The 21,633-nt window shown below is 62.6% G+C and carries 17 protein-coding genes; all 17 read right to left on the reverse strand.

The genetic code is table 11. The features are described 5' to 3' along the window. Positions 1–83: 83 nt before the first annotated feature. Positions 84–1,559 (reverse strand): efflux transporter outer membrane subunit, encoded by a 1,476-nt coding sequence (locus BLU76_RS22915; RefSeq protein ID WP_092143651.1) that lies wholly within the window; start codon positions 1,557–1,559, stop codon positions 84–86. Then, positions 1,556–4,660 carry an efflux RND transporter permease subunit gene (locus BLU76_RS22920; RefSeq protein WP_092224606.1) on the reverse strand — a complete coding sequence of 1,035 codons (3,105 nt, stop codon included), beginning with the start codon at positions 4,658–4,660 and terminating at the stop codon, positions 1,556–1,558. The genes BLU76_RS22915 and BLU76_RS22920 overlap by 4 nt, the downstream gene beginning before the upstream one ends. Before the next feature lie 160 nt (positions 4,661–4,820). Continuing rightward, positions 4,821–7,916: an MdtB/MuxB family multidrug efflux RND transporter permease subunit gene (locus BLU76_RS22925; RefSeq protein WP_092224607.1), complete on the reverse strand. Its 3,096-nt coding sequence runs from the start codon at positions 7,914–7,916 to the stop codon at positions 4,821–4,823. Then, positions 7,913–9,229, reverse strand: coding sequence for an MdtA/MuxA family multidrug efflux RND transporter periplasmic adaptor subunit (locus tag BLU76_RS22930; RefSeq protein WP_092224609.1), 1,317 nt, complete (start codon positions 9,227–9,229; stop codon positions 7,913–7,915). The genes BLU76_RS22925 and BLU76_RS22930 overlap by 4 nt, the downstream gene beginning before the upstream one ends. Positions 9,230–9,406: 177 nt before the next feature. Then, positions 9,407–9,907 (reverse strand): thiol peroxidase, encoded by a 501-nt coding sequence (gene tpx, locus BLU76_RS22935; protein ID WP_063321348.1) that lies wholly within the window; start codon positions 9,905–9,907, stop codon positions 9,407–9,409. A 127-nt stretch (positions 9,908–10,034) separates the two neighbouring features. Beyond that, complete coding sequence (locus BLU76_RS22940) at positions 10,035–10,706, reverse strand: DUF3313 domain-containing protein (protein ID WP_092143663.1); 672 nt, start codon at positions 10,704–10,706, stop codon at positions 10,035–10,037. A gap of 92 nt (positions 10,707–10,798) precedes the next feature. Continuing rightward, the gene (locus BLU76_RS22945) at positions 10,799–11,293 is read right to left on the reverse strand and encodes a hypothetical protein (RefSeq protein ID WP_063321350.1); all 495 of its coding nucleotides are present in this window, start codon (positions 11,291–11,293) and stop codon (positions 10,799–10,801) included. Between the two features lie 99 nt (positions 11,294–11,392). Beyond that, complete coding sequence (locus tag BLU76_RS22950; protein WP_063321351.1) at positions 11,393–11,890, reverse strand: GNAT family N-acetyltransferase; 498 nt, start codon at positions 11,888–11,890, stop codon at positions 11,393–11,395. 143 nt (positions 11,891–12,033) lie between these two features. Beyond that, positions 12,034–13,014, reverse strand: coding sequence for a LysR family transcriptional regulator (locus tag BLU76_RS22955; RefSeq protein ID WP_092143666.1), 981 nt, complete (start codon positions 13,012–13,014; stop codon positions 12,034–12,036). 200 nt (positions 13,015–13,214) lie between these two features. Beyond that, a complete protein-coding gene (locus BLU76_RS22960; RefSeq protein ID WP_092143669.1) occupies positions 13,215–14,159 on the reverse strand; it encodes a peptidylprolyl isomerase in 945 nt (314 codons plus the stop codon). Further along, the gene (locus BLU76_RS22965; RefSeq protein WP_063321354.1) at positions 14,156–14,635 is read right to left on the reverse strand and encodes a YbjN domain-containing protein; all 480 of its coding nucleotides are present in this window, start codon (positions 14,633–14,635) and stop codon (positions 14,156–14,158) included. Before BLU76_RS22965 ends, BLU76_RS22960 begins: the two co-directional genes overlap by 4 nt. A 22-nt stretch (positions 14,636–14,657) precedes the next feature. After that, positions 14,658–15,305: a DNA repair protein gene (locus BLU76_RS22970; RefSeq protein WP_092143672.1), complete on the reverse strand. Its 648-nt coding sequence runs from the start codon at positions 15,303–15,305 to the stop codon at positions 14,658–14,660. 15 nt (positions 15,306–15,320) lie between these two features. After that, positions 15,321–17,012, reverse strand: a complete 1,692-nt coding sequence (locus tag BLU76_RS22975) for a putative porin (RefSeq protein WP_092143675.1) — start codon at positions 17,010–17,012, stop codon at positions 15,321–15,323. 40 nt (positions 17,013–17,052) lie between these two features. After that, positions 17,053–17,760 carry an energy transducer TonB gene (locus BLU76_RS22980; protein WP_092143678.1) on the reverse strand — a complete coding sequence of 236 codons (708 nt, stop codon included), beginning with the start codon at positions 17,758–17,760 and terminating at the stop codon, positions 17,053–17,055. A gap of 2 nt (positions 17,761–17,762) precedes the next feature. Then, the gene (locus BLU76_RS22985) at positions 17,763–18,188 is read right to left on the reverse strand and encodes an ExbD/TolR family protein (RefSeq protein WP_072398773.1); all 426 of its coding nucleotides are present in this window, start codon (positions 18,186–18,188) and stop codon (positions 17,763–17,765) included. 10 nt (positions 18,189–18,198) lie between these two features. Beyond that, complete coding sequence (locus tag BLU76_RS22990; protein ID WP_092143681.1) at positions 18,199–19,995, reverse strand: DUF2341 domain-containing protein; 1,797 nt, start codon at positions 19,993–19,995, stop codon at positions 18,199–18,201. Positions 19,996–20,012: 17 nt separating this feature from the next. Beyond that, entirely contained in the window at positions 20,013–21,575 is a 1,563-nt protein-coding gene (locus BLU76_RS22995) for a ShlB/FhaC/HecB family hemolysin secretion/activation protein (RefSeq protein ID WP_371915046.1), read from the reverse strand. Between the last annotated feature and the right edge of the window lie 58 nt (positions 21,576–21,633).

Here is a 21,633-nt window from a genome sequence, read left to right on the forward strand (position 1 = left end):
GCTGCGCAGCCCAGCGGGAGCAAGCTCCCTCGCCACAAATGCATCTCGGCTCTTAAACCGTGCAGCATTACCGGCTCGACGGATTACTCATCCGTCTTTAGCTGCCCATCCCAACCACCACCCAACGCCGCAATCAACTGCACGCTGGCGATCAGGCGGCTCTGTTGCAGGCTCAGCACGCTGCGCTCGTTGCTCAGGGCGGTAGCCTGGACGGTCACCACATCGAGGTAGGCAATCAACCCGGCCTTGTACTGGTTCTGCGTCAAGCGCAGGGATTCGCGGGCGGCGTCGAGGGCTTCCTGGCGCACGCGGGCTTCGTCTTCCAGCACTTTGAGCTGGATCATGTAATTTTCCACCTCGCGCAAGCCGTCGAGCACGGTCTGGCGATAGGTGGCGACGGTCTGATCGTAGGCCGCGACAGTACGGTCGACCTCTGCCGAACGCTGGCCGCCATCGAACAACGTCATCGCCAGTTGTGGCCCTACCGACCAGAACCGGTTCGGCACGCTCACCCAGTTGTCGTAGGTACTGCTGCTGTAGCCGCCACTGAGGCTCAGGGTCAGGTCCGGGTAATACGCGGCCTTGGCGACCCCGATGTTGGCGTTGGCGGCCATCACCGAACGTTCCGCCGAGGCGATATCCGGCCGGCGTTCGAGCAGTTGCGACGGCAGCGCCACCGGGATCTGCGGCAGCGACGGGATGTCCTGGGTCTCGGCCAGGTTGAACTCGGCCGGCGGCAGGCCGACCAGTACGGCAATGGCGTTTTCAAACTGGGCCCGTTGCCAGATCAAGTCGATCAGGTCGCCCTGGGTGGTCTTGAGCTGGTTTTGCGCCTGAGCCACCGCGTCCTTGCCGGACACCCCGGCGCGGTACTGGTTTTCGGTCATTTTCAGGGAGCGCTGATAGTTGTCGACGGTGGTCTGCAACAGGCGCTTCTGTTCATCGATCACCCGCAACTGCAGGTAGTTCTGCACCAGTTCCGATTGCTGGCTCAGGCGCATCGCCGCCAGGTCGGCAAAACTGGCTTGGGCGCTTGCCTCGTCGGCTTCCAGGGTGCGGCGCAACTTGCCCCATACGTCCGCCTCCCAGCTGACACCGGCCTGGGCGCTATAGGTGTCGCGAATGCCGCTGGACGAACTGCTCAGGCTCGAACTGCTGCTACCGGTGCCCTGACTGGAGCGGGTCTTGCCGACGGTCAGGTCCACGGTGGGGAAAAATGCGCCACGGGCGTTGCGCACCAGCGCCCGGGCCTGCCGGTATTGGGCGTCGGCCTGGGCCACGGTCTGGTTGGACGCATTGAGCTGGTCCACCAGACCATTGAGTTGCACATCGCCGTACAGCTCCCACCAAGCACCCCTGGCCATCGCATCGCTGGGGTTGGCCTGGCGCCAGCCCTGGGCCTCCTTGTATTGCACCGGCTCGGCAGCCTGGGGACGTTGATAATCCGGGCCGACGGCGCAGGCACTGAGCATCGCCACGCAGAGCACCAGGCTCAGCACCCGCGAACCACGGGCGGTGGCCAGCGTTGCGGCAAGATTGAAAGGCGAACGGTCGGTCATAGCGGAGTTTCCAGGGCAGCATCAGTGCGCACACCGCGCCAGCGATTGAAGCGATGGCGCAGCTTGTCGAGATAAAGGTAAACCACCGGTGTGGTGTAGAGCGTCAGAACCTGGCTGAACACCAACCCACCGATGATGGTCAGGCCCAATGGCTGGCGCATTTCCGAGCCTTCGGCGGCGCCGAGCAACAGCGGCAAGGCACCAAGGATCGCCGCCAGCGTGGTCATCAGGATCGGCCGCAACCGCAGCAGGCAAGCGCTGCGGATCGACTCCAGTGGCGTCTGCCCAGCACGTTCGAGTTGCAGCGCCAGATCGATCATCAGGATGGCGTTTTTCTTCACCACGCCGATCAGCAGGAACAGCCCCAACAGCGAGATCAGGCTGAACTCGCCACCCAGCGCGTAGATCGACAGCAACGCGCCGACCCCGGCCGATGGCAACGTAGACAGGATGGTCAACGGATGGATGTAGCTTTCATAGAGCACACCCAACACCAGGTACACCGCCAGCAACGCCCCGAGGATCATGAACGGTTGGCTTTTCTGGGTGGCGGCGAACGCATCGGCGGTGCCGGCCATTTTCACGATGACATCCTCGGGCAACCCGAGCTTGGCAAGTGCCCGTTCGATGGCCGCGGTGCCCTGCTCCACCGTGACACCTTCGGCCATGTCGAAGGAAATGCCCTCGGACGCGAACTGACCCTCATGGCTGACCCGGTCGTCCTCCAGGCTGTTCTCGTAGTGGGCAATGGCCGACAGCGGTACGCGCGCGCCATCGGCGGTGATCACCTGGACCTGCTCGAGGGTACTCGGGTCCTGGGCATACTTGGGATTGACCTCCATCACCACCTGGTACTGGTTGAGGCTGTCGTAGATGGTCGAGATCTGCCGCTGGCTGTAGGCGTTGTTGAGCACCGCGGTGACCATGTCCATGTCGATGCCCAGGCGCTTGGCCTGGTCGCGGTCCACCACCAGCGTCACCTGCTGCGCCCCGCCGCCGTCACGAGCGTCGATGGCGGTCAGCTCCGGCAAGGCCCTGAAGGCCGCCACGACCTTGGGGTACCACGCGCGCAGCGACGCCAGGTCGGCGCTTTGCAGGATGTAGGAATACTGCGAGGTGGTCTGCTCGCGACCGCCACCGAACTGCAGGTCCTGGTCGGCCATCAACATCAACTGAGCGCCGGGGACATTGGGCATTTCTTTACGAAGGCGCTCGATGACTTTCTGTGCAGAAATATTACGCTCCTTGATCGGCTTGAGGCGCACCAGCATGAAGGCGTTGTTGGTACCGTTGTTGCCACCGATGAAACCGGCGACGCTTTGCACCGCCTCGTCCTTGAGTACGGCGCGGCGGAAGATTTCCATCTTCGGCTGCATCACGTTGAACGACAGCCCGTCATCGCCACGCACGAAACCGATCAACTGGCCAGTGTCCTGCTGCGGCATGAAGGTTTTCGGCACCACCACATACAACGCGACGTTCACGCCGATGGTCACCAACAGGCTCAGCAAGGTCAGACGCCGATGGCGCAGCACCCAGTCCAGGCTGGTGGCATAACCACGGACCATCCGCTCATTGAGCCGCAGGCTCCAGCGCTGGAAGCGATTCTCCTGCCCGGGCACGTGAGGCTTGAGCCAGCGGGCGCAGAGCATCGGTGTGAGGGTCAGCGAGACCACCAGCGAGACTACGATGGACGCCGCCAGGGTAATGGAAAATTCGCGAAACAGGCTCTCGATGATCCCGCCCATGAACAGGATCGACAGGAACACCGCCACCAGCGAGACGTTCATCGACAGCAAGGTGAAACCCACCTCTTCGGCCCCCCTATACGCCGCCGTCATAGGGGGAACGCCTTCGTCGATATGCCGGGAAATGTTCTCCAGCACCACGATGGCATCGTCCACCACCAACCCGGTCGCGAGGATCAACGCCATCAAGGACAGGTTGTTCAGGGAGAAACCGTACAGGTACATCACCGCAAACGTGCCCACCAACGACACCGGAACCGCCAGCGTCGGGATCAACGAGGCGCGGAAGTTGCCGAGGAACAGGAACACCACCAGCACCACCAGGGCCACGGCGATCAGCAAGGTCATTTCCGCTTCATGCAGGGTGGCCTTGATCACCGGCGAGCGGTCCATCGCCAGGTTCAGCTTGACGCTGGCCGGCAGCACGGCCTGTAACGCCGGCAGTTGCGCCTTGATTTCGTTGACCGTCTCGATGATGTTGGCCCCGGCCTGGCGGTTGATCACCAGCAACACGGCGGCATCGTTGTTGAAGAAACCGCTGTTGTAGCGATCCTCGACGCCGTCGGTGACTTTCGCCACGTCCTTGAGTCGCAGTACCGAGCCATCCTGATAACGGATGATCAGCGTTTCGTAGTCCTTGGCCTTCTCCAGTTGATCGTTGGCCTGGACCTGCCACATGCGCCGATCGTCCTCCACCGAGCCCTTGGGTCGGCGCACATTGCTATCGGCAACGGCGGTGCGCACATCATCGAGGGCCACGCCGTACTGGTTGAGCAGATGCGGCTCCAGTTCGATGCGCACCGCCGGCAACGAGCTGCCGCCGATCTGTACCTCGCCGACGCCCGATACCTGGGACAGGCTCTGGGACAGGATGGTCGAAGCCAGGTCGTAGAGCTGGCCTTTTTTCAACACATCCGAGGTCAGCGACAGCACCATGATCGGCGCCTGGGACGGGTTGACCTTCTTATAGGTCGGCATACTGCGCATGCCGCTGGGCAACAGGTTGCGCGACGCATTGATGGCCGCCTGCACTTCCCGGGCGGCACCGTTGATGTCACGGTCCAGGTCGAATTGCAGAATGACGCGGGTAGAACCCTGGCTGGAACGGCTGCTCATGGTGTTGACCCCGGCGATGGCGCCGAAGGAACGCTCCAGGGGCGTAGCCACCGTCGAAGCCATCACCTCGGGGCTGGCCCCTGGCAAGTTGGCCTGGACCACGATCACCGGGAAATCCATCTGTGGCAGCGGTGAAACCGGCAGCAGGCCGAAGCACACGCTGCCGAGCAATGTGATGGCGAAGCTCAGAAGCATGGTCGCGACGGGGCGGCGGATGAAGGGGCCAGAGAGATTCATGGGTGAGCGCTCCAGCCATCAGGCGTCATGCAGCACACACTTTTGTGGCGAGGGAGCTTGCTCCCGCTTGAGTGCGCAGCACTCACAAAAAGGTCTGCTGCGCAGCCCAGCGGGAGCAAGCTCCCTCGCCACAGGGTGTGCGTCCGGCCCACGCTAAGCGTCATGCCCGCACCTCTTTCCCTTCTGGCTTGGCGAAGCGGCGTCCGAGGCGATCGAAATACAGGTAGATCACTGGCGTGGTGAACAACGTCAGCACCTGGCTCACCAACAACCCGCCCACCATCACCAAGCCCAGGGGCTGGCGCAGTTCAGCGCCGGAACCGGTGGCGAACATCAGAGGTATTGCGCCGAACAAGGCCGCCAGGGTGGTCATCAGGATCGGGCGAAAGCGCAGTAATGCAGCCTGATAGATCGCCGTCTGCGGGTCGACGCCCTGGTTGCGTTCGGCGTCGAGGGCGAAGTCGATCATCATGATCGCGTTTTTCTTGACGATGCCGATCAGCAGGATGATGCCAATGATCGCGATCATGCCCAGGTCATTGCCGCTGAGGATCAAGGCCAGCAAGGCGCCGATGGCCGCCGAGGGCAAAGTGGAAAGGATGGTGATCGGGTGGATGTAGCTTTCGTACAACACGCCCAGCACGATATACATAGTCACCACCGCTGCCAGGATCAGCAGCAAGGTACTCGACAGCGACGCCTGGAATGCTTGGGCTGCGCCCTGGAACTCGGTCTGCACGCCCACCGGCATGCCGATGTCCCGCTGGACCTTTTCGATCACGTCCACCGCATGCCCCAGGGCCACGCCCGGCGCAAGGTTGAACGACATCATCACCGCCGGAAACTGGCCAATGTGGGCAATCGCCAGTTGCGCCTGGCGTTCTTCGACCCGAGCCAGGCTCGACAGCCGTACCTGCCCACCGTCGGTGGTCTTGACGTGAATCTGGTCCAGCGCCTGGGGCCCGATCCGTTCCCCGGCCTGGGCCTGCAACACCACCCGGTACTGGCTGGCCTGGGTGTAGATGGTGGAAATCTGCCGCTGGCCGAAGGCGTCATAGAGCGCATCGGTGATGTTCGACACGGAGACGCCCAGGCGTGAGGCGGCGTCGCGGTCGATCACCAGGTAGACCTGCAAACCCTTGTCCTGCAGGTCGCTGGCCACATCGGTCAGCTCCGCCTGTTGGGCCAGGGCTTCGACCAGGCGCCCGCTCCAGAGGCTGAGCAATTCGGCGTCCGGCGACGACAGGCTGAATTGGTACTGGGTCCGGCTGACCCGGTCTTCGATGGTCAGGTCCTGCACTGGCTGCATGAACAGGCGAATGCCCACCAGCCGATCCAATTGCGGCTGCAAGCGGGCAATGATCTCGGTGGCACTGTCATCCCGTTCACTGTGGGGCTTGAGGTTGATCAGCAGGCGACCGCTGTTGAGCGTGGCGTTGTCGCCGTCCACGCCGATGTAGGATGACAGACTCTCCACCGCCGGGTCCGCCAGGATCACTTTCGCCAGTTGCTGCTGCCGCTCGCTCATGGCGGCAAAGGAGATCGATTGCGGTGCCTCGGAAATGCCCTGGATCACCCCGGTGTCCTGCACCGGAAAGAACCCCTTGGGCACGGCCAGGTACAGCACCACCGTCAGTACCAGGCTACCCACCGCCACCAGCAGGGTCAGCGGCTGATGCCTGAGCACCCACTGCAATTTACGCCCATAGGCGGCGATCAGCCAGTCGATCCAGGCGCCGCTGGCGCGGTAGAAACGGCCCTGCTCTGCTTCCTCGGGCTCACGCTTGAGCAAGCGGGCACACATCATCGGCGTCAGGGTCAGGGAGACCACCAGGGAAATCAGGATCGCCACCGCCAGGGTGATGGCGAACTCGCGAAACAAGCGTCCGACCACGTCGGCCATGAACAGCAGCGGGATCAACACGGCGATCAGCGACAGCGTCAGGGAAATCAGCGTGAAGCCGATCTGCTTCGCGCCCTTGAGCGCGGCCTGCAGCGGGCTGTCGCCCTCCTCGATGAAACGAGCAATGTTCTCCAGCATGACGATTGCATCGTCCACCACAAAACCGGTGGCGATGGTCAGGGCCATCAAGGTCAGGTTATTGACGGAAAAACCGGCCAGGTACATCACACCGAAGGTGCCGATCAGCGACAACGGCACGGCCACCGACGGAATGATCGTGGCGCTGACGCGACGCAGGAACAGGAAGGTCACCATGACCACCAGGGCGATGGCGATCAGTAATTCATGCTGCACGTCGGTGACCGAAGCTCGGATGGTCTGGGTGCGGTCGGTCAGCACGGTGACATCCAGGCCGGCCGGCAAGTTGTCGGTGATGCTCGGCAGCAGGGCCTTGATCCGGTCCACCACTTCGATGACGTTGGCCCCCGGCTGGCGCTGGATGTTCAGCAGCACCGCCTGGTTTTCGTTGGCCCAGGCGGCAAGGCGTTCGTTTTCGGCGCCGTCGACGATCTGCGCCACGTCCTTGAGCCGCAACGGCGCGCCGTTGGCGTAGGCCAGGATCAGTTCGGCGTAGTCCTTGGGCGAGGTCAACTGGTCGTTGGCGTCGAGCATCGAGACCCGGGTCGGGCCGTCGAAATTGCCCTTGGGCTGGTTGACGTTGGAGGCACCGATCAGCGTGCGCACATCCGCCAGGTTCAAGCCATTGGCCGCCAGGGCCTCGGGGTTGACCTTGATCCGCACGGCCTGGCGCTGGCCGCCGGCGATGGTGACCATGCCCACGCCATTGATCTGGGCGATTTTCTGCGCCATGCGGGTGTCCACCAAGTCGTTGAGCTTGGGCAGCAGCATGGTCTTGGAGGTGATCGCCAGGGTCAGCACCGGGGTGTCGGCCGGGTTGACCTTGTTGTACACCGGCGGTGCCGGCAGGTCCTTGGGCAGCAGGTTGGTGGCCGCGTTGATCGCCGCCTGCACCTGCTGCTCGGCGACGTCCATGTTGATGTCGAGGTTGAAGCGCAGGGTAATCACCGAGGCACCACCGGAACTGGTGGAGGCCATCTGCGTCAGGCCCGGCATCTGCCCGAACTGGCGTTCCAGGGGCGCGGTCACCGCGCTGGTCATCACATCGGGACTGGCGCCCGGGTAAAGGGTCATCACGCGGATGGTCGGGTAATCGACCTGGGGCAAGGCCGACACCGGCAGCAGCCGATAGGCGATCAGGCCGGCCAGGATGATCGCCAGCATGCTCAGGGTGGTGGCGACCGGGCGAAGGATGAACAGCCGCGAGAGATTCATGCGCCGCCCTTTTTCGCCTTGTCGGCCGCAACCGGCTCAGCGGGCACCGCTGCGGACTTGCCCTGCAGGTGCTCGGTCGGCGTGGTGGGCACTTCCTGGCTGTCGCTGACCACTTCCACTTCACTGCCTTCCTTCAAGCGATCGGTGCCTTCGAGCACCACCCGGTCACCGGCGGCCAGGCCTTCGGTGACCACGGTATTCGCTCCGTCGCTGGCACCGATCTTCAGCTTTTTGATGGTGACCTTCTTGTCGCCATCCAGGGCATAGACGAAGGTGCCATTGGTCCCGAACTGGATGGCCGCCGTCGGCGCCAGGGTCACGCCTTTGAGGGTGTCGGCCAGCAGGCGGACATTGACGAACTGATTGGGAAACAGCGACTGGTCGCGGTTCTCGTAGCGGGCCTTGAATTTCAAGGTGCCAGTGGTGACATCGATCTGGTTGTCCAGGCTTTGCAGCACGCCGCTGGCCTGCAGCTTCACATCGCCCCGGTCCCAAGCCTCGACGGGCAGTTTCGCCCCGCTGCGATAACGGGCCAGCACCGTGTCGAGGTTGTTTTCCGGCAAGGTGAACACGACGCTGATGGGTTGGGTCTGGGTGATGACTGCCAGGGCCGTGGTGTCGTTGGCCGCCACCAGGTTGCCGATATCCAGTTGCCGCAAACCGACCCGCCCGGAGATGGGCGCACGGATCTTGGTGAATTCGAGGTTGAGCTTGGCGTCGTTGACCGCCGCCTGGTTGGTCTTGACCGTGCCCTGGTACTGGCCCACCAGCGCCGCGGCGGTGTCGAGGGTTTGCTTGGCAATGCTGTCTTCGGCGTACAGGCCGCGATAGCGCTCAAAGTCTACCTGGGCATTTTTCAGCTGGGCCTGGTTCTGCAACAACGTGCCTTCGGCCTGGAGCAAGGCGTTCTGGTACGGACGCGGGTCGATCTCGGCCAACAAGTCCCCGGCCTTGACCATCTGCCCCTCTTCGAAGGCGATCTTGACCAGTTCGCCCCCCACGCGGCTGCGCACGTTGATGGTATTGAGCGCGGTGACCGTGCCCAGCGCCTTGAAGTACAGAGGGAAATCCCCGGTCACCGCCGGCGCCACCCGTACCGGAATCGGCCCCGTCGCCCCACCGAACCCTGGCCGCATGCCACCCGAGCGCCCCATGTGCCCCGCCGCGGCCTTATCCCCTGCCCCAGGCTTCTGCGCCGAGCCACTGGGCCAGAACTTCCAGGTCAGCGCCGCGACGACCAATACGATGAACAGGCCGAACAGCCAGCGACGGGAATTGCGGGAAACAGAGGATTGCATGGAGTGATCAACCATTGGACGCGTGGACTTCTTTTACGGGAGGCTGAACGATAAGCACTGGCGGGTGTTTAGCAAAGCGCCTTTACCGGCAATTTACGTTGGGCTTACCTTTCGAATAGTCAGCTAAGACGTTGAAGCACAAAAGAAAACGGCCTGGACAGGGCCAGGCCGTTAACAATTGTAATAAATACTTTATTTCAGAACGGCCAGCGCAGCGTCGTAGTTCGGCTCTTCACCGATTTCCTTGACCAGCTCGCTGTGCAGCACGGTGTCGTTTTCGTCCAGCACCACCACGGCACGGGCGGTCAGGCCTTTCAGTGGGCCATCGGCGATCGCCACGCCGTAGTCCTGGATGAACTCGGTACCGCGCAGGGTCGACAGGTTCTGGACATTTTCCAGGCCTTCGGCGCCGCAGAAACGCGCCTGGGCGAACGGCAGATCGGCGGAGATGCAGAGCACCACAGTGTTGGTCAGGCCGTTGGCCTGGGCATTGAACTTGCGCACGGAGGTGGCGCAGGTCGGCGTGTCGACACTTGGGAAAATGTTCAGCACTTTACGCTTGCCGGCGAAGTCCTTCAGGGAAACGTCCGACAGATTGCCGGCAACCAGGGAAAAGGCTGGCGCCTTGCTACCGGCTTGTGGCAACTGGCCGTTGACTTGGACCGGGTTGCCTTTGAGGGTGACTTGAGCCATGAACGGATTCCTTCTGACAGGTTTGAAAAAGGTGAAGGCCGGAGTTAACCACGAAATGCTTGCGCGACCTATGGTTGGACATAAAAAGTCGTGGTTTGGACGCCGGCGCGTGAGGTTGCGGCGGTGGCTATTTAGCCTTGAATTTCAGAAACGACTGATGCAAATCCGACGCCCAGCCATCGATGACCCCTTTGACGTCATCGGGCTTCATCACCTGGGACTCGTTGGACAACGGCTTGCCCGTGCCTTTGCGCACCACCTGGGCGACCACCGCGTTGTTGCCACCGTCGAGAAAAACCGCTTCGGTGCCCAGGGTGGTTTCCTGGTCGCGAATGCCGCTTGCCGTGCTCACAGCGGCCGCCACCAGCGCAATCGGGATCACCTCATACGGTTTCAAGCCTTCGGTCTTGCTGCCGACAGCCGTGATGGCCGCGCGCATCACCAATACACCCGGCCCAGGCGCTGTCGCCAGGGGCAAGGATTTTCCTGCTTCCCGCTTGAGGGCCTGATCGTAATAAGCGGTGATACCCGACAGCGTCGCCTGAGGGATCTTCTCGGTCGGCTGCGGCTTGGGGTAAAGCTGTGTCGGCTCGATATAGAAACTGGTGTACTTGCCTGGGTCGATCTTCGGATCGACCCAACGCATCACCTCGGCCCCCGACGGCGACTTTTCTTCCTTGAGCCGACTGTAATCCCCCAGGAACCCGGAGTACTCATCCGGCTGTGTGACTTTGCTGGAGCAACCCGCCAAGGCGAGCGAGGCAATGCAAACAGTGCCGATCATCGACGAAAACTTCATGCTGTCACTCCTGTAAGCCACACGAGGCGGGGCCGGAACTACAGGTATAGCCAATGGACAGGTTTTTGCCTGCTCTGAAAAGAATGCGTGATTCAGCCACGCTCGCGCGGTATCAGGCTCTGCAACTGTTGTGCGAGGAAGTTGGCATCGAAGGCAAACGTGTCGGGGTCCTTCAACCCGTTGGTCCGGCGCCATTGCCATTGCACCGATGGAGGTTGGCAAACCAGGGAAATACTGCCGTGACGGGTCGCGGCCAGGCCAATGATCGACAATGAAATCAACCCACCTACGCCCATCACCTCCGGTACGAATTCCACCGGCCTACCGGTAATGGTCAAGGTCAGTTTTTCAGTCTTGAAACCGGACGTCTCTACCGGCTCACTCGGCCCGTGCGCCACATACGTCTCACGGCTCAGTTCCAGCAGACCGAGCGCCATGACAGGCGCCAGCCATTGCTCGATTTGCCCATACAACGCCTTGATCTGCTCTGCCCAAACCGTCGACTGGGCCTGGTGCAATTGTTTCTTGTGCGCTTCGCTGTCGGCGTAGTGACGAAGCATCTCGCCCAATTGCTGTACATCGTCCATGGGCCGGTCCTCGATTAAGGGAGTACTGCGAAGAGCGATGATGACAGGTTCAAGACGTTGGCGTACGTAAAAGCCCTCTTTGCCTGCGAGCTGGGCCTTTCAGCGCAACCGTGCCATGGCCAGGGTGTCCACCCAGCGTCCGTCACGCACGGCGTAGTCGCGCATCAGGCCTTCGGTTTCGAAGCCAAACTTGCGGTACAGCCCGATGGCCGCTTCGTTGTCGGCGTACACCGTCAACTCGACCCGCCGCAGGTTCATCCAGTTGTCCGCGACATCCAACGCGGCGGCCAGCAACATCGAGCCCACACCCTTGCCCTGCCAGGCGACCGCCACGCCCATGCCGAGGCTGCCGCAATGGGCACGACGCACGCGGGAAAACTGCTCCAGCCCCAGGTTGCCGATGACTTCACCCTCGTGCAGGGCCACCAGTTTCAATAAACGCTCGTCGTCCATTGCCAGGCGCTTGCGCCAGACTTCGGTGGACTGGAAAGGCATCTGCAGCACCTGGCGAGTCACCGCCGGATCGTTGTAGAGCGCGGTGACACCGGCGATGTGGGTTTCAGTGAAGCGTACGAGGGTGATCGATGATTCGGACATGCGGCTCCTCCCTGGAGACGGTACAAGGCCGATCACTATAAGCCGCACCAGGCACTACGGGGAACCTGTGGGAGCGGTGGTTCAGTTGGACGCCGCTATCGCGAGCAAGCTCGCGCCCACAAGGGCGAGACACCTTTTTTCGATTATGCCTGGAACCAATCCCGGCGCTCATCCAGCGTGTGATGGATCAGCTCACGAAGCATCTGCACCTCTGGCGAGCCTTCGGCCTGGACACTGACGGCCATCCACAAGTGCCGCTGCATCGACAAGCCGAACACTTGCGGCAATGCCACCAGGCCTCGGTCGAAACGGCTCATGTACTGCGGCAACAGGCCGATGCAGGCGCTGCAGCGAATCATTTCCAGCATCAGTTCGTAGGATTGCACCTGCACCACACCGGCCCGGCGTTGTTCTATCAGGGCGTTCCACGGGGCGAAGCCGTCCACGTGTCGGTCCGCCTGCCATTGCACCAGCATGTAATCGTTCAGGTCGTCCAGGCAGTCCGGGCGCGTGGCCGATCGGGAGTAGCGCTTGGCGATGTGCGGCACATAGTCCAGCCGCGCCAGGCGATCCGCAGGCAACGTGGCGAAGCTCGGTCCCTGCCCCAACGTGTGGGCATCACTCAACCACAGCACCAGGTCGGCGCTGACGGCTTGCAGTGCCAGGTCACTGTCCAGGGTGATGATCTGCAGTCGCACGCGGGCGTTGCGCCGTAGCAACGAGATCAAGTCGCGTCCCAGGATGTCATGCAGAATCGACTCGGCCACGGCGAGGCGAATCATGGGTTGTTCGTTCAACGGTGGCGCGCTTTCGTGGGCCAGAGTAATCAATCGCGCCTGCAACTGCCGGCCTTCGCGAGTGAGGGTCAAGGCGCTGCCCTGGAAGCTGAACAACGAGCGTTGCAGCCGCGTCTCCAACTGCGCCAACTGCTTGCGCAGAAAGGTTGCCTTGACGTTGAGGCTACGGGCCGCTTGCATGAAGCAGCCGCAACGGGCACTGACCAGGAAACACTGCGCCACCTGCGGTTCAATACCGCCGGCCAATGTCAGCCAGGGATCGGGGACACGCAACGGCGTGCGGTATGCGGTGACAGCCTGGCGTCCTGCGGGCTCGGTGAAGGTCATGGGTGACTCCCTGTCGGTTGTACGAAGTGGCGAGGGGATTTATCCCCGTGGGTCGCGAAGCGGCCCCCTTGGCTTGAAATCCATCAGGTCTGACACTGGGATATTGATAGGGGCTGCTACGCAGCCCAACGGGGATAAATCCCCTCGCCACAAAGAAATCCTCTTGCCACAAAGGTGTTCACATCAAACAAAGTACTGGTCTAAAGCCCCTCCTCCAGCACCTTGCTCAACTGCGCGCCATCGATGCTCAATGTGGCCGTGTCGAGCATACCGTCCAGGTAGGCCTTGGCGATCTGTTCCTGGCGCTGGGCACGCAAGGCCTGGGTCAGGCGTTCGCGGACTTCCTCCAAGGTCGCTTCCCGGGCCGGCTGTTGATCGGTGAGCTTGATGACATGGAACCCTGCCGGGCTCTGCACCGGGTCCGATACCGCGCCGACTTTCAAGCGCGCCACCGCCTCACGCACCGGCGGGACCAGTTGCTGCAACGGCTGGTAACCGCTGTCACCGCCGCGTTCGGCACTGGTGCGGTCCTGGGAGAAACGGCTGGCCAGGGCGGCAAACTCGACAGGTGACGCCTGGGCCTTTTTACTCAGTTCCGACGCTTGCCGGCGCACCGCCTCTACGGTTTGCGGCTCGGTGGCTGCCAGGAAAATCTGGCTGACGCGGTACAACGCCGGTGCGGTCCAGTTGGCTTTCCCGGCGTCGTAAGCCTGCTTCAGTTCTTCGTCACTGGGATACCCGGCCGGCACCTGACTGACCGACTGCATGTAGTCGCGAAACACAATCTGCTCAGCCGCCGCTCGCGTCTGCCGCTGCACCTCGGGCCGCTCGCGCCAACCCTGGGCGTCGGCCTGCTCCAACACGGCCTTTTCCGCCAGGCGCGCACGGATCCAGCCTTCCAGTGCAGCACGATTGCCACGCATTTGCTGGCGAACCTCCGGGGCCAGTGCGGCCAGCAAGGTCTTGAGCTCTTCGGGGCTGACCTGCTGGTTGCCCAGTCGGGCCAAGCTCGGCGAGTCGGCCGAAACAACGCTGGCGGTCTGTACCGCGGCGACCGGATCGCTGCCCGGCCGCAGGCCCAGCACCAGCGCCACGGCGATCAGCCCCAGCGCGGCGGCGCTGATGACGAAGGTCGGCTTTTTCACGATGCGACGGCCTCCTCCGATGGCGCTTCGACTGGCTCGGCCGGGGTTTGCAGGTGCGCCGCGTTCTGGCTGTACTCACGCAGGTAGACAATGAACTCCTGCAACAGGCGGTCCCACAGTTCCAGGTGGCTGCGCAGATGATCGGCACTCACGCCCGCCGCAACCACGACGTCCATTTCCATCACCAGGAATTCGCCTTGCAGCGACAACCGGGCAAAGCGGCGCGAGGCGTTCCACAACGCCACCAACCCAACTGGCAACTCGCCCTGTACCCGCAAGGCACAACTGAACGTGAAGTCCAGGTACTGGCCCGCTGTCGGCGCAGGATTACCCAAACGCACCGCGAAGCCGATGCCCTGGCTGGCACTGAGCAGCTGCACGATACCGTTCTGCTCGGTTTCATTGACCCGATAGCCCGCGGCCTGCAACCACTCGGTCAGGGATTTTGCACCAACGTATTCAATCATTGAGGTCATGTTCGCTTCTTCCTTGTTCTGTTCAGTGAGTGATCGAGGCCTGGGGGGCATCGAAACGGTTCTTGTAGAGATCATCGCCAAACCCCTGGGCCAGCTCTTCGAAACGTACCCGGGCCTTGGCCGCGAACGGCTGGCGGATCTTCACGATGTCGGTCACATCAATGGTTTCGTAGGCATGCAGCAGCGCCTTGGCGACTTCGTACATTTGCTGATTCTTGACCGAACATTGCTGCACTTGTGTGTCACGCTCGGTCAATTGCGCCTCCAGGCGAGCGCGCTCGGCCTCTTTGCCGCGAGCCAGGACCAGCAGCTCGTCGTAGGCTTTCTTGAACTTGCCAATTTGCTCGTTGCTGGCCGCCACCTGGGCCTGGGCCTGGCTTTGCAGGTTTTGCTGATGCCCAGCCAGTTGCTCATTCAGGCCCTGGGCCTTGGTCAGTTGTGCGGTCAATTGCTTGATCTGCGCCTGGGCTTCTCTGGCCTGGCTCTCGGCAGCCTGGCGAGCGGCGCTGGCCTGGGCCTGCTCGCTTTGCAGGGCCTGCAACTGGGCGGTGGTGCTGCGCAGTTGTGCCCGCAGCCGCTCTTCCAGGCCTTCGCCATGAGCCACGCCACTGAGCAGCAGGCCCAGCACCAATAACGCGGCCGGGCATGGGTATTTGGCTCGCCTTTTCATGAGGCCTCCCTGCGCTTAGAAGCGCGTGTTGATTTCAAGCTGCAAGACATCGATGTCGTACGGCGCGCCGTACACCGCTTCGGAACTCAACCAGCGACCGGTGGCGAAGACGTTGCTCGCCAGGCCATAGTTGCCACCCAGGAAATAACCCTTGGCGTTGGTGCCACCCAGATGGAATGACGAATCGTTGAAGCCGTCCGGCAAGGCATCGGGCTGGATGTACTTGTAGCCGGCGAACAGGTTCCAGTCGCCCTCGCGCTTGAGCTCCAGCGAGTTGCCAAGGGTGAACTGGAGCATCCAGGCGTTGGCGCCGCTTTCCACCTCGCCATTGCTGTCCAGGTTGTTGGCGAACTGCCCCTCGGAGCGCTTGCGCATCTCGCCTTCGTCGTAGCCCAAGTTGTGGACGTAGTGGGCCTGGCTGCGCAGTTTCAGGTCTTCGGGAAGATCGGTGTCCAAGGCCAGATTCAGGTCCAGCAGGTTGAATTCCGAGGCCAGGCCGACGTATTGCGGCTGTGGCGTGGTGGACGGGTTGAGGGGATTGGGCGTGATGTCACGCAACAGGAACACGGTGTTGCCCTTTTGCATGAACGCAACGCGTGAACCGTCGCTGTCGCAGCCTGGATCACCGGCCCAGGGCTGGCACGGCGAAGAACGCTGGCCTTCGATGTCGTCGAAGCGGTAATAGGCCAACGCGCCCTTGATCCGGTTGCTGTCGTTGATGGCCCAGTTGGCCCCCAGTTGCGCACCGTACAGCCACTTGTTGTCGCTCTCTTCCTTGTCGCTGCCATTGCTGGTGCTGGTGTCGTTGGTGTACTCCACCGGGAACGCGCCAACGGTACCGAACACGCCCCAGTCCTGATTGAGCTTGTGGTTGAAGTTCGCCGCCACACCGTCGAAGTTCAGGTCACCGGAATACAACAGGTCGGTGGAGAAGAACGGGTTGGCGAAACGCCCGCCGGTGAGGGTCAATTCGTCCGAAGGCTTCCAGGTCAGGTAGCCTTGGTCGAGCCAGATGTCTTTCTTGCCAAAGCCACCACCGAGGGTCTGAGTGGTGGACACCGGATTGTTGTCCGAGCCGGTGCCGATGCGGATACCCGCCGTCCATTGCGGGGCAATCACGGCCTTCATGCCCAGGCGTGCGCGCAGGCGGAACAGGTTCTCGCGGTCTTCACGGGTATTGAGCAACGGCGGCAGGCTGGAGCTGCTGTTGGGGTTGACGTCGTAGGGCCCCTTGTCATTGAGCCGGGCGAAGTCGACGATTTCGTTGCTGTTGGTGCCCGAGTAATAGCGCGACTCATCCCGCAGGCGAATGTCGCCGTCAAAACTGATGCGCGAAACCCAGTCCGGGAAAGTATTGGGTTGGGCCCAGTTTTCCTGCTTGGCGGTGGCCATGACTTCAGCCTTGACCTGGTCGCGGATCTGCTCACGCACGATGTTCGGCACGTATTGCACCCGCACGTCCCCCGGCGCACCGGCCGGCGCTGCGGCAACCGCCGTGGTCGCCTGGCGGGCCTGCACGGCTTCCCGTTCAGCCTGGGCGATCAAGCCATCGGCCTGATCCTGTTTCAACACGCCCTGCTGCACCAGCAGGCGGATCAGATTGATCGTGGCGTTTTCCGAAGGCGCCGGGGCGGCCAACGAGTGCCCGGACAGGCCCAGAACGATCAGGCCGACTGCCCACGACAATCGATTCACATTGGAAATCATCTGCACACAACTCCTGTTGGCAAACTTTCTAGAACTTCGACTAGCCCGGACGCTTTCCTTTAAATGTCATGCGTACAGGTATCTTCAGGGAGGCCGGTGGCCGTTCATTTAAATGCCGCGAAGCGCGCAGCGAAGCGATGACTTTCTCGTCGGTCTGCGGGTTGCCGCTGGACTTCGCCAGTTCCACACGGGTGACTTCCCCCGAGGCACTGATCCAGACATCGGCCTGCAACGTGAACTCCAGCCTGCGAAGCTCGGGGTCATCGCGCAGCAGACGCTGAAAGGAAACAGCCATCATCTGGCCGTAAGTGGCGTTCCCCAGCCCACCGCCACCGCCTGCCCCGGCCATGCCACCGCCCTTGCCGGCACCGATGTTGAAGGCGTCATTGCCGGACTGGGCATCGCCGTCCATCTGCATCGGATTCGCCAGGTCATCGACTGGCGACGGCGGCGCCTCTTCCTCGGGCTTGACCTCTTCGGGCTCCGGAGTCGGCTCTGGCTCGACCACCTTCTCCTCGACCTGAGGCTCCGGCTCCTTGGGTTTCTCCGGCGGTGGTGGGGGCGGAGGCGGCAACGGGATGATGGTCGGCACCTTCGGTGCTTCACGGCGCACGCCACTCATGTCGTTGGCCCACTGCCACAGCAGCCAGGCCGCGACGGCGCCCAGCAGCAGGCCGGCGGCCCACTTGAGCAGGCGCAGCGGCGAAGTCTTCACCGGGGGCGGATCGATGGGAAGTCTGGCGGTCATGGTCAGCCCTGGCTCGGTTTGCCGGTCACCAGACCGACCTGGGACAGTTCCAGACGCCGCAACAGATCCAGCACTTCGATGACTTTCTGGTACTGCACCGTGGCGTCGCCGCGCACGATGATCGGGAAGTCCGGGCTCTGGGCCTTCTCGATGCGCAGGCGCTCTTCCAGCTCGGCCAGGGTCACCGGGTAGGCATCGAGGAACACCTGCCCGCCGTCGTTCACCGAAATCGCCTTGGTCTTGGCCTCGGACAACGACACCGAGGCACTGGCCTTGGGCAGGTTGATCTGGATACCCGACACCTGGGCCGTGGCGGTGAGGATGAACATCACCAGCACCACCATGAGCACGTCCACCAGCGGCGTGATGTTGATGCTGTCGACCGCCGCGTCATCGTCGTCATCGTGTGAAGCGTTTACGCTAGCCATGGCGATTTCCTCAGGCCGGTACGGACGATGGGGCGTGATGATTGCGCCGATGCGCCGCTTCACCGGACTGGCCTTCGCCGTGCATCTCCGCCAGGCGCGTGATGAACTCGTCGACGAACACGCGCATGTCGGCGCTGACTTCCTTGTTGCGGGTGATCAGGCGGTTGTAGCCAAACAGTGCAGGTATCGCGACGAACAGCCCCATTGCTGTGGCGAGCAATGCCGCGGCCATGCCCGGGGCAATGGCGTTGATGTTCACGTCACCGGCCATGGCCGTGCCGAGGAACACCACCATGATCCCCAGCACGGTGCCAAGCAGGCCGATGTACGGGCCGCCGGCGATGGCGTTGGACAGGGTCGAGAGCTTCGAGCTGAGCTGCTGGTTTTCCCGGGTACGCACGCCATCCATGGAACAGCGGATCGCTTCGATGGTGGCCGCCGACACCGACGAAGTGTCGGCGCCTTGCTCGCGACGGGTGCGGATTTCCTTGACGGCCACCAGGTACAGGCGCCACAGCGACGAATGTTGCAGGCGCTGGGCGAGGTCCTGGTCGTCGGCGAACATTTCCAGGCGCGTGCCGATCCTGGCGAATTGTTCACGGAAGGCTTCGTTGGCCGCGCTGAGACGGCTGACCATGCGGTTCTTGCGGATCATGATGATCCACGACTGGAACATCATCAGCACCAGCACCCCGATGATCACCCAGGCGTCCATCGGCACGGCGTTGAGCAGGAAACCCAGGCTGCCGAAACCGAAGCCGGACTGCTCTTCATCGACGCCGTAGGCCACCAGTTTCGATTCGGCGCCCTGGGCATTGGCGTCAGCCAACAACAGTGGCGCCGGGCGGGCGACCTTGGACAGGCGCGCTTCGTCCATGGCCCCACCAAATGGCGCGAAGGCACCGGCGGACACGTCTGCGCCCAAGGCCATCGGCGAGTTGAACGCGGGCATCGCCACCGCCAGGCTCGCGGTTTCACGCCCATTGACGTAGAGCACGACCCGGTCGCCCGAGGCGGTCAACGCCAGGTGCTGCCACTGGCCAGGATTCAGCGGCTGAGTCGAGACCGCACGCTGGTCATTGATCGCAACGAACGGCACACCCTGGTTCACGCCGATCAACAGGCTGGTGGCTTCGCGACGGGCCAGGATGATCTGTTCGCCACTGGCCTGGTCCTGACGCAGCCAGGTACTGAAGGTGAACGCCGCACCGGCACTGTGTTGCAACGAAGGGCTGGCGGGCAACAGTAGCGGCTGGCCGTTGAACTGCAAGGCATGCCCGATCACGCCGTCGATGCTGACACCGGCTGCGCCCTGGGCATTGTTGCCGTAGGCCGTGGTATCCCGGGGCGGTACACCGGTGGCGCCTTCAAAGTGATACAACGCGGTGTAGTCCGGGTCGAAGGTCAACTGGCCGCTGCCTGTGGCTGGCGCCTTCTGGTTGCCGTAATACATCCACATGTCCTGACGCTGACCGCCCTCCACATTGGGCACATCGACCCAGATCAGCGCCATGCCCATCAGCGGGTCGAAGCTTTCGATCTGGTGATTGAGCACGGTCTTGTCGTCGGCACTGACGAAGCGCAGGTCCGAGCCGTCTTCCTTGACCCCGTCGAAGGTGAAGTTGCCGGTGTGCAGGCGCACCAGCAACGCCGTGCGTCCCAAAGCCTGGGCGATGGCGGCGCCCTGGGGGGTGGTGTCCACCGAAATCTGTTTGCGATAGTGCCAATCGTCCTGCCACCAGGCATTGGCGGTCGCCGGAAGCACCAGCCCCAGGCAGATAAACAGGGATAACAGTAAGCGTTGCATGGACATGACTCCTGGGTTCAAAACGTCGCTTGCAGGTTGAAGTGCAGGCGCGATTCCTGTTTCGAGGTGTTCGGCCCTTCGAGCAGCGGATAGCCCCAATCGAGGCTGCCGGACAGCCATTTGCTCAGGCTCGCGCGGGTGCCGAGGCCGACGCTGGCGAGGCTGTAGTCGGCTTCCTGATCGGGCAGTTCGTCGCGCAGGTACAACTGCGCGCCTTCGGCGAAGGCATAGAAGCGCCACTCCTGGACATAACTGCCGAGAAACTTGGCCAGGGACGGGGTGCGCAGCTCCTGGGACAGCAGGTAACCGTCGTCCCCGGTGCGCTCGGCGGCCAGGTAGCCACGCACCGAGGTGGCGCCACCGGCCGAGAATTGTTCGTTGGAAACCAGCGGCCCGGAGGCGAGTTGGAAGGCGGCCTTGGAGGCAGTCTGCCAATCATTGGCGAAGGTGAAGGTGTAATTGCCGTCGCCCTTGAGCACGGCGAAGCTGGGGCTGGCGCGATAGCGCTTGTAGTCGAATTCTTCGTCGGAGCTGCCGTAGCCCAGCAGACTGCGGGTACCCGCCACCAGGCTCAGGCCGAGGCCCAACTGGCTGGTTTCGGTGTAGCGAAAGCCGTTGTAGGCGAAGGTGAATGGCGCGTACTTGAGCGGTGCCTTGTCGCTGGCGCCGCCCAGGTTCAGCTCTTCCTCGAAGTCCTTGAAATCGACCCCGACCGAAAAGCTGTTGGCCCATGCCCCCGTGGACGGCAGGCTGTAGATCGCCGACACCCCATAGGAATGGCCTTTGCCCAATACGTTGCTACCGCCGACGGTCGCCACGTTGCTGTCGGATTGGTAACCCGAGAACTGCACGCTCCAGCGTTCGCTCAACGGCGCGGTGTAGGAGCCCGACCAGACCTTGGCATTCTCGGTGTCCTGGGGCGCGGTGAAGAAGGTCAGCGAAACGCTGTGGCCCAGTTGCCAGAGGTTGTTGTAGCCCAGGCTGGCGACGGTGCGCAGCTTCTCGGTGTCGGCGCTGTAGTCGTTGTTCAACCCCAGGCTGGCCTGCCAGGGGTCCTGGTCTTCGACTTGCAAATCCACGTCCATGGTGCCGGGGCGCTGGCCTTCGCGCACCAGCGGCATGACCTGGCGCCCCGGGGTTTTGTTAAGCAGCGCCAGTTCTGCCTGGACCTGGGCGAAATCGGGCACCTCGCCTTCCTTGAGCGCTGGCACGTCATCACGAATTTCGACGGGGGAATAATGCTTGGCCCCCACCACCCGCACCCGGCCAATCTTGGTCTCGCTGACTTGCAGGTAGACGATGCCGTCTTCGACTTTCTGCTCTGGCAGTTCGACGAACACCGATTGATAACCCCGGGCCTGATAAGCCTTCTGCAAGGCCTCCCGGGCACCTTCGATGTCGCTCAAGGCCTTTTGCGGACCGAGGAACGGGTACACCGCGTCCTCGATGGCCCGGGCATCGAGCACGGTGTTGCCCCGGACGAAATACTCGTTCACGTCCACCAGGCGCGTCGGTGCCGCTTCGGCCTCCTGCCCTCCTTCTGCAGCGATTGCCGACGGCCCCCCGACCGCCAGCAGCAACCAGCCCCACAGCGCCGGCCGCGATTTGAAGAAATGCTCCACACCACCCCCTGAATTC

It is taken from the genome of Pseudomonas sp. NFACC08-1, assembly GCF_900106735.1.
GTDB lineage: Bacteria > Pseudomonadota > Gammaproteobacteria > Pseudomonadales > Pseudomonadaceae > Aquipseudomonas > Aquipseudomonas fluorescens_Q.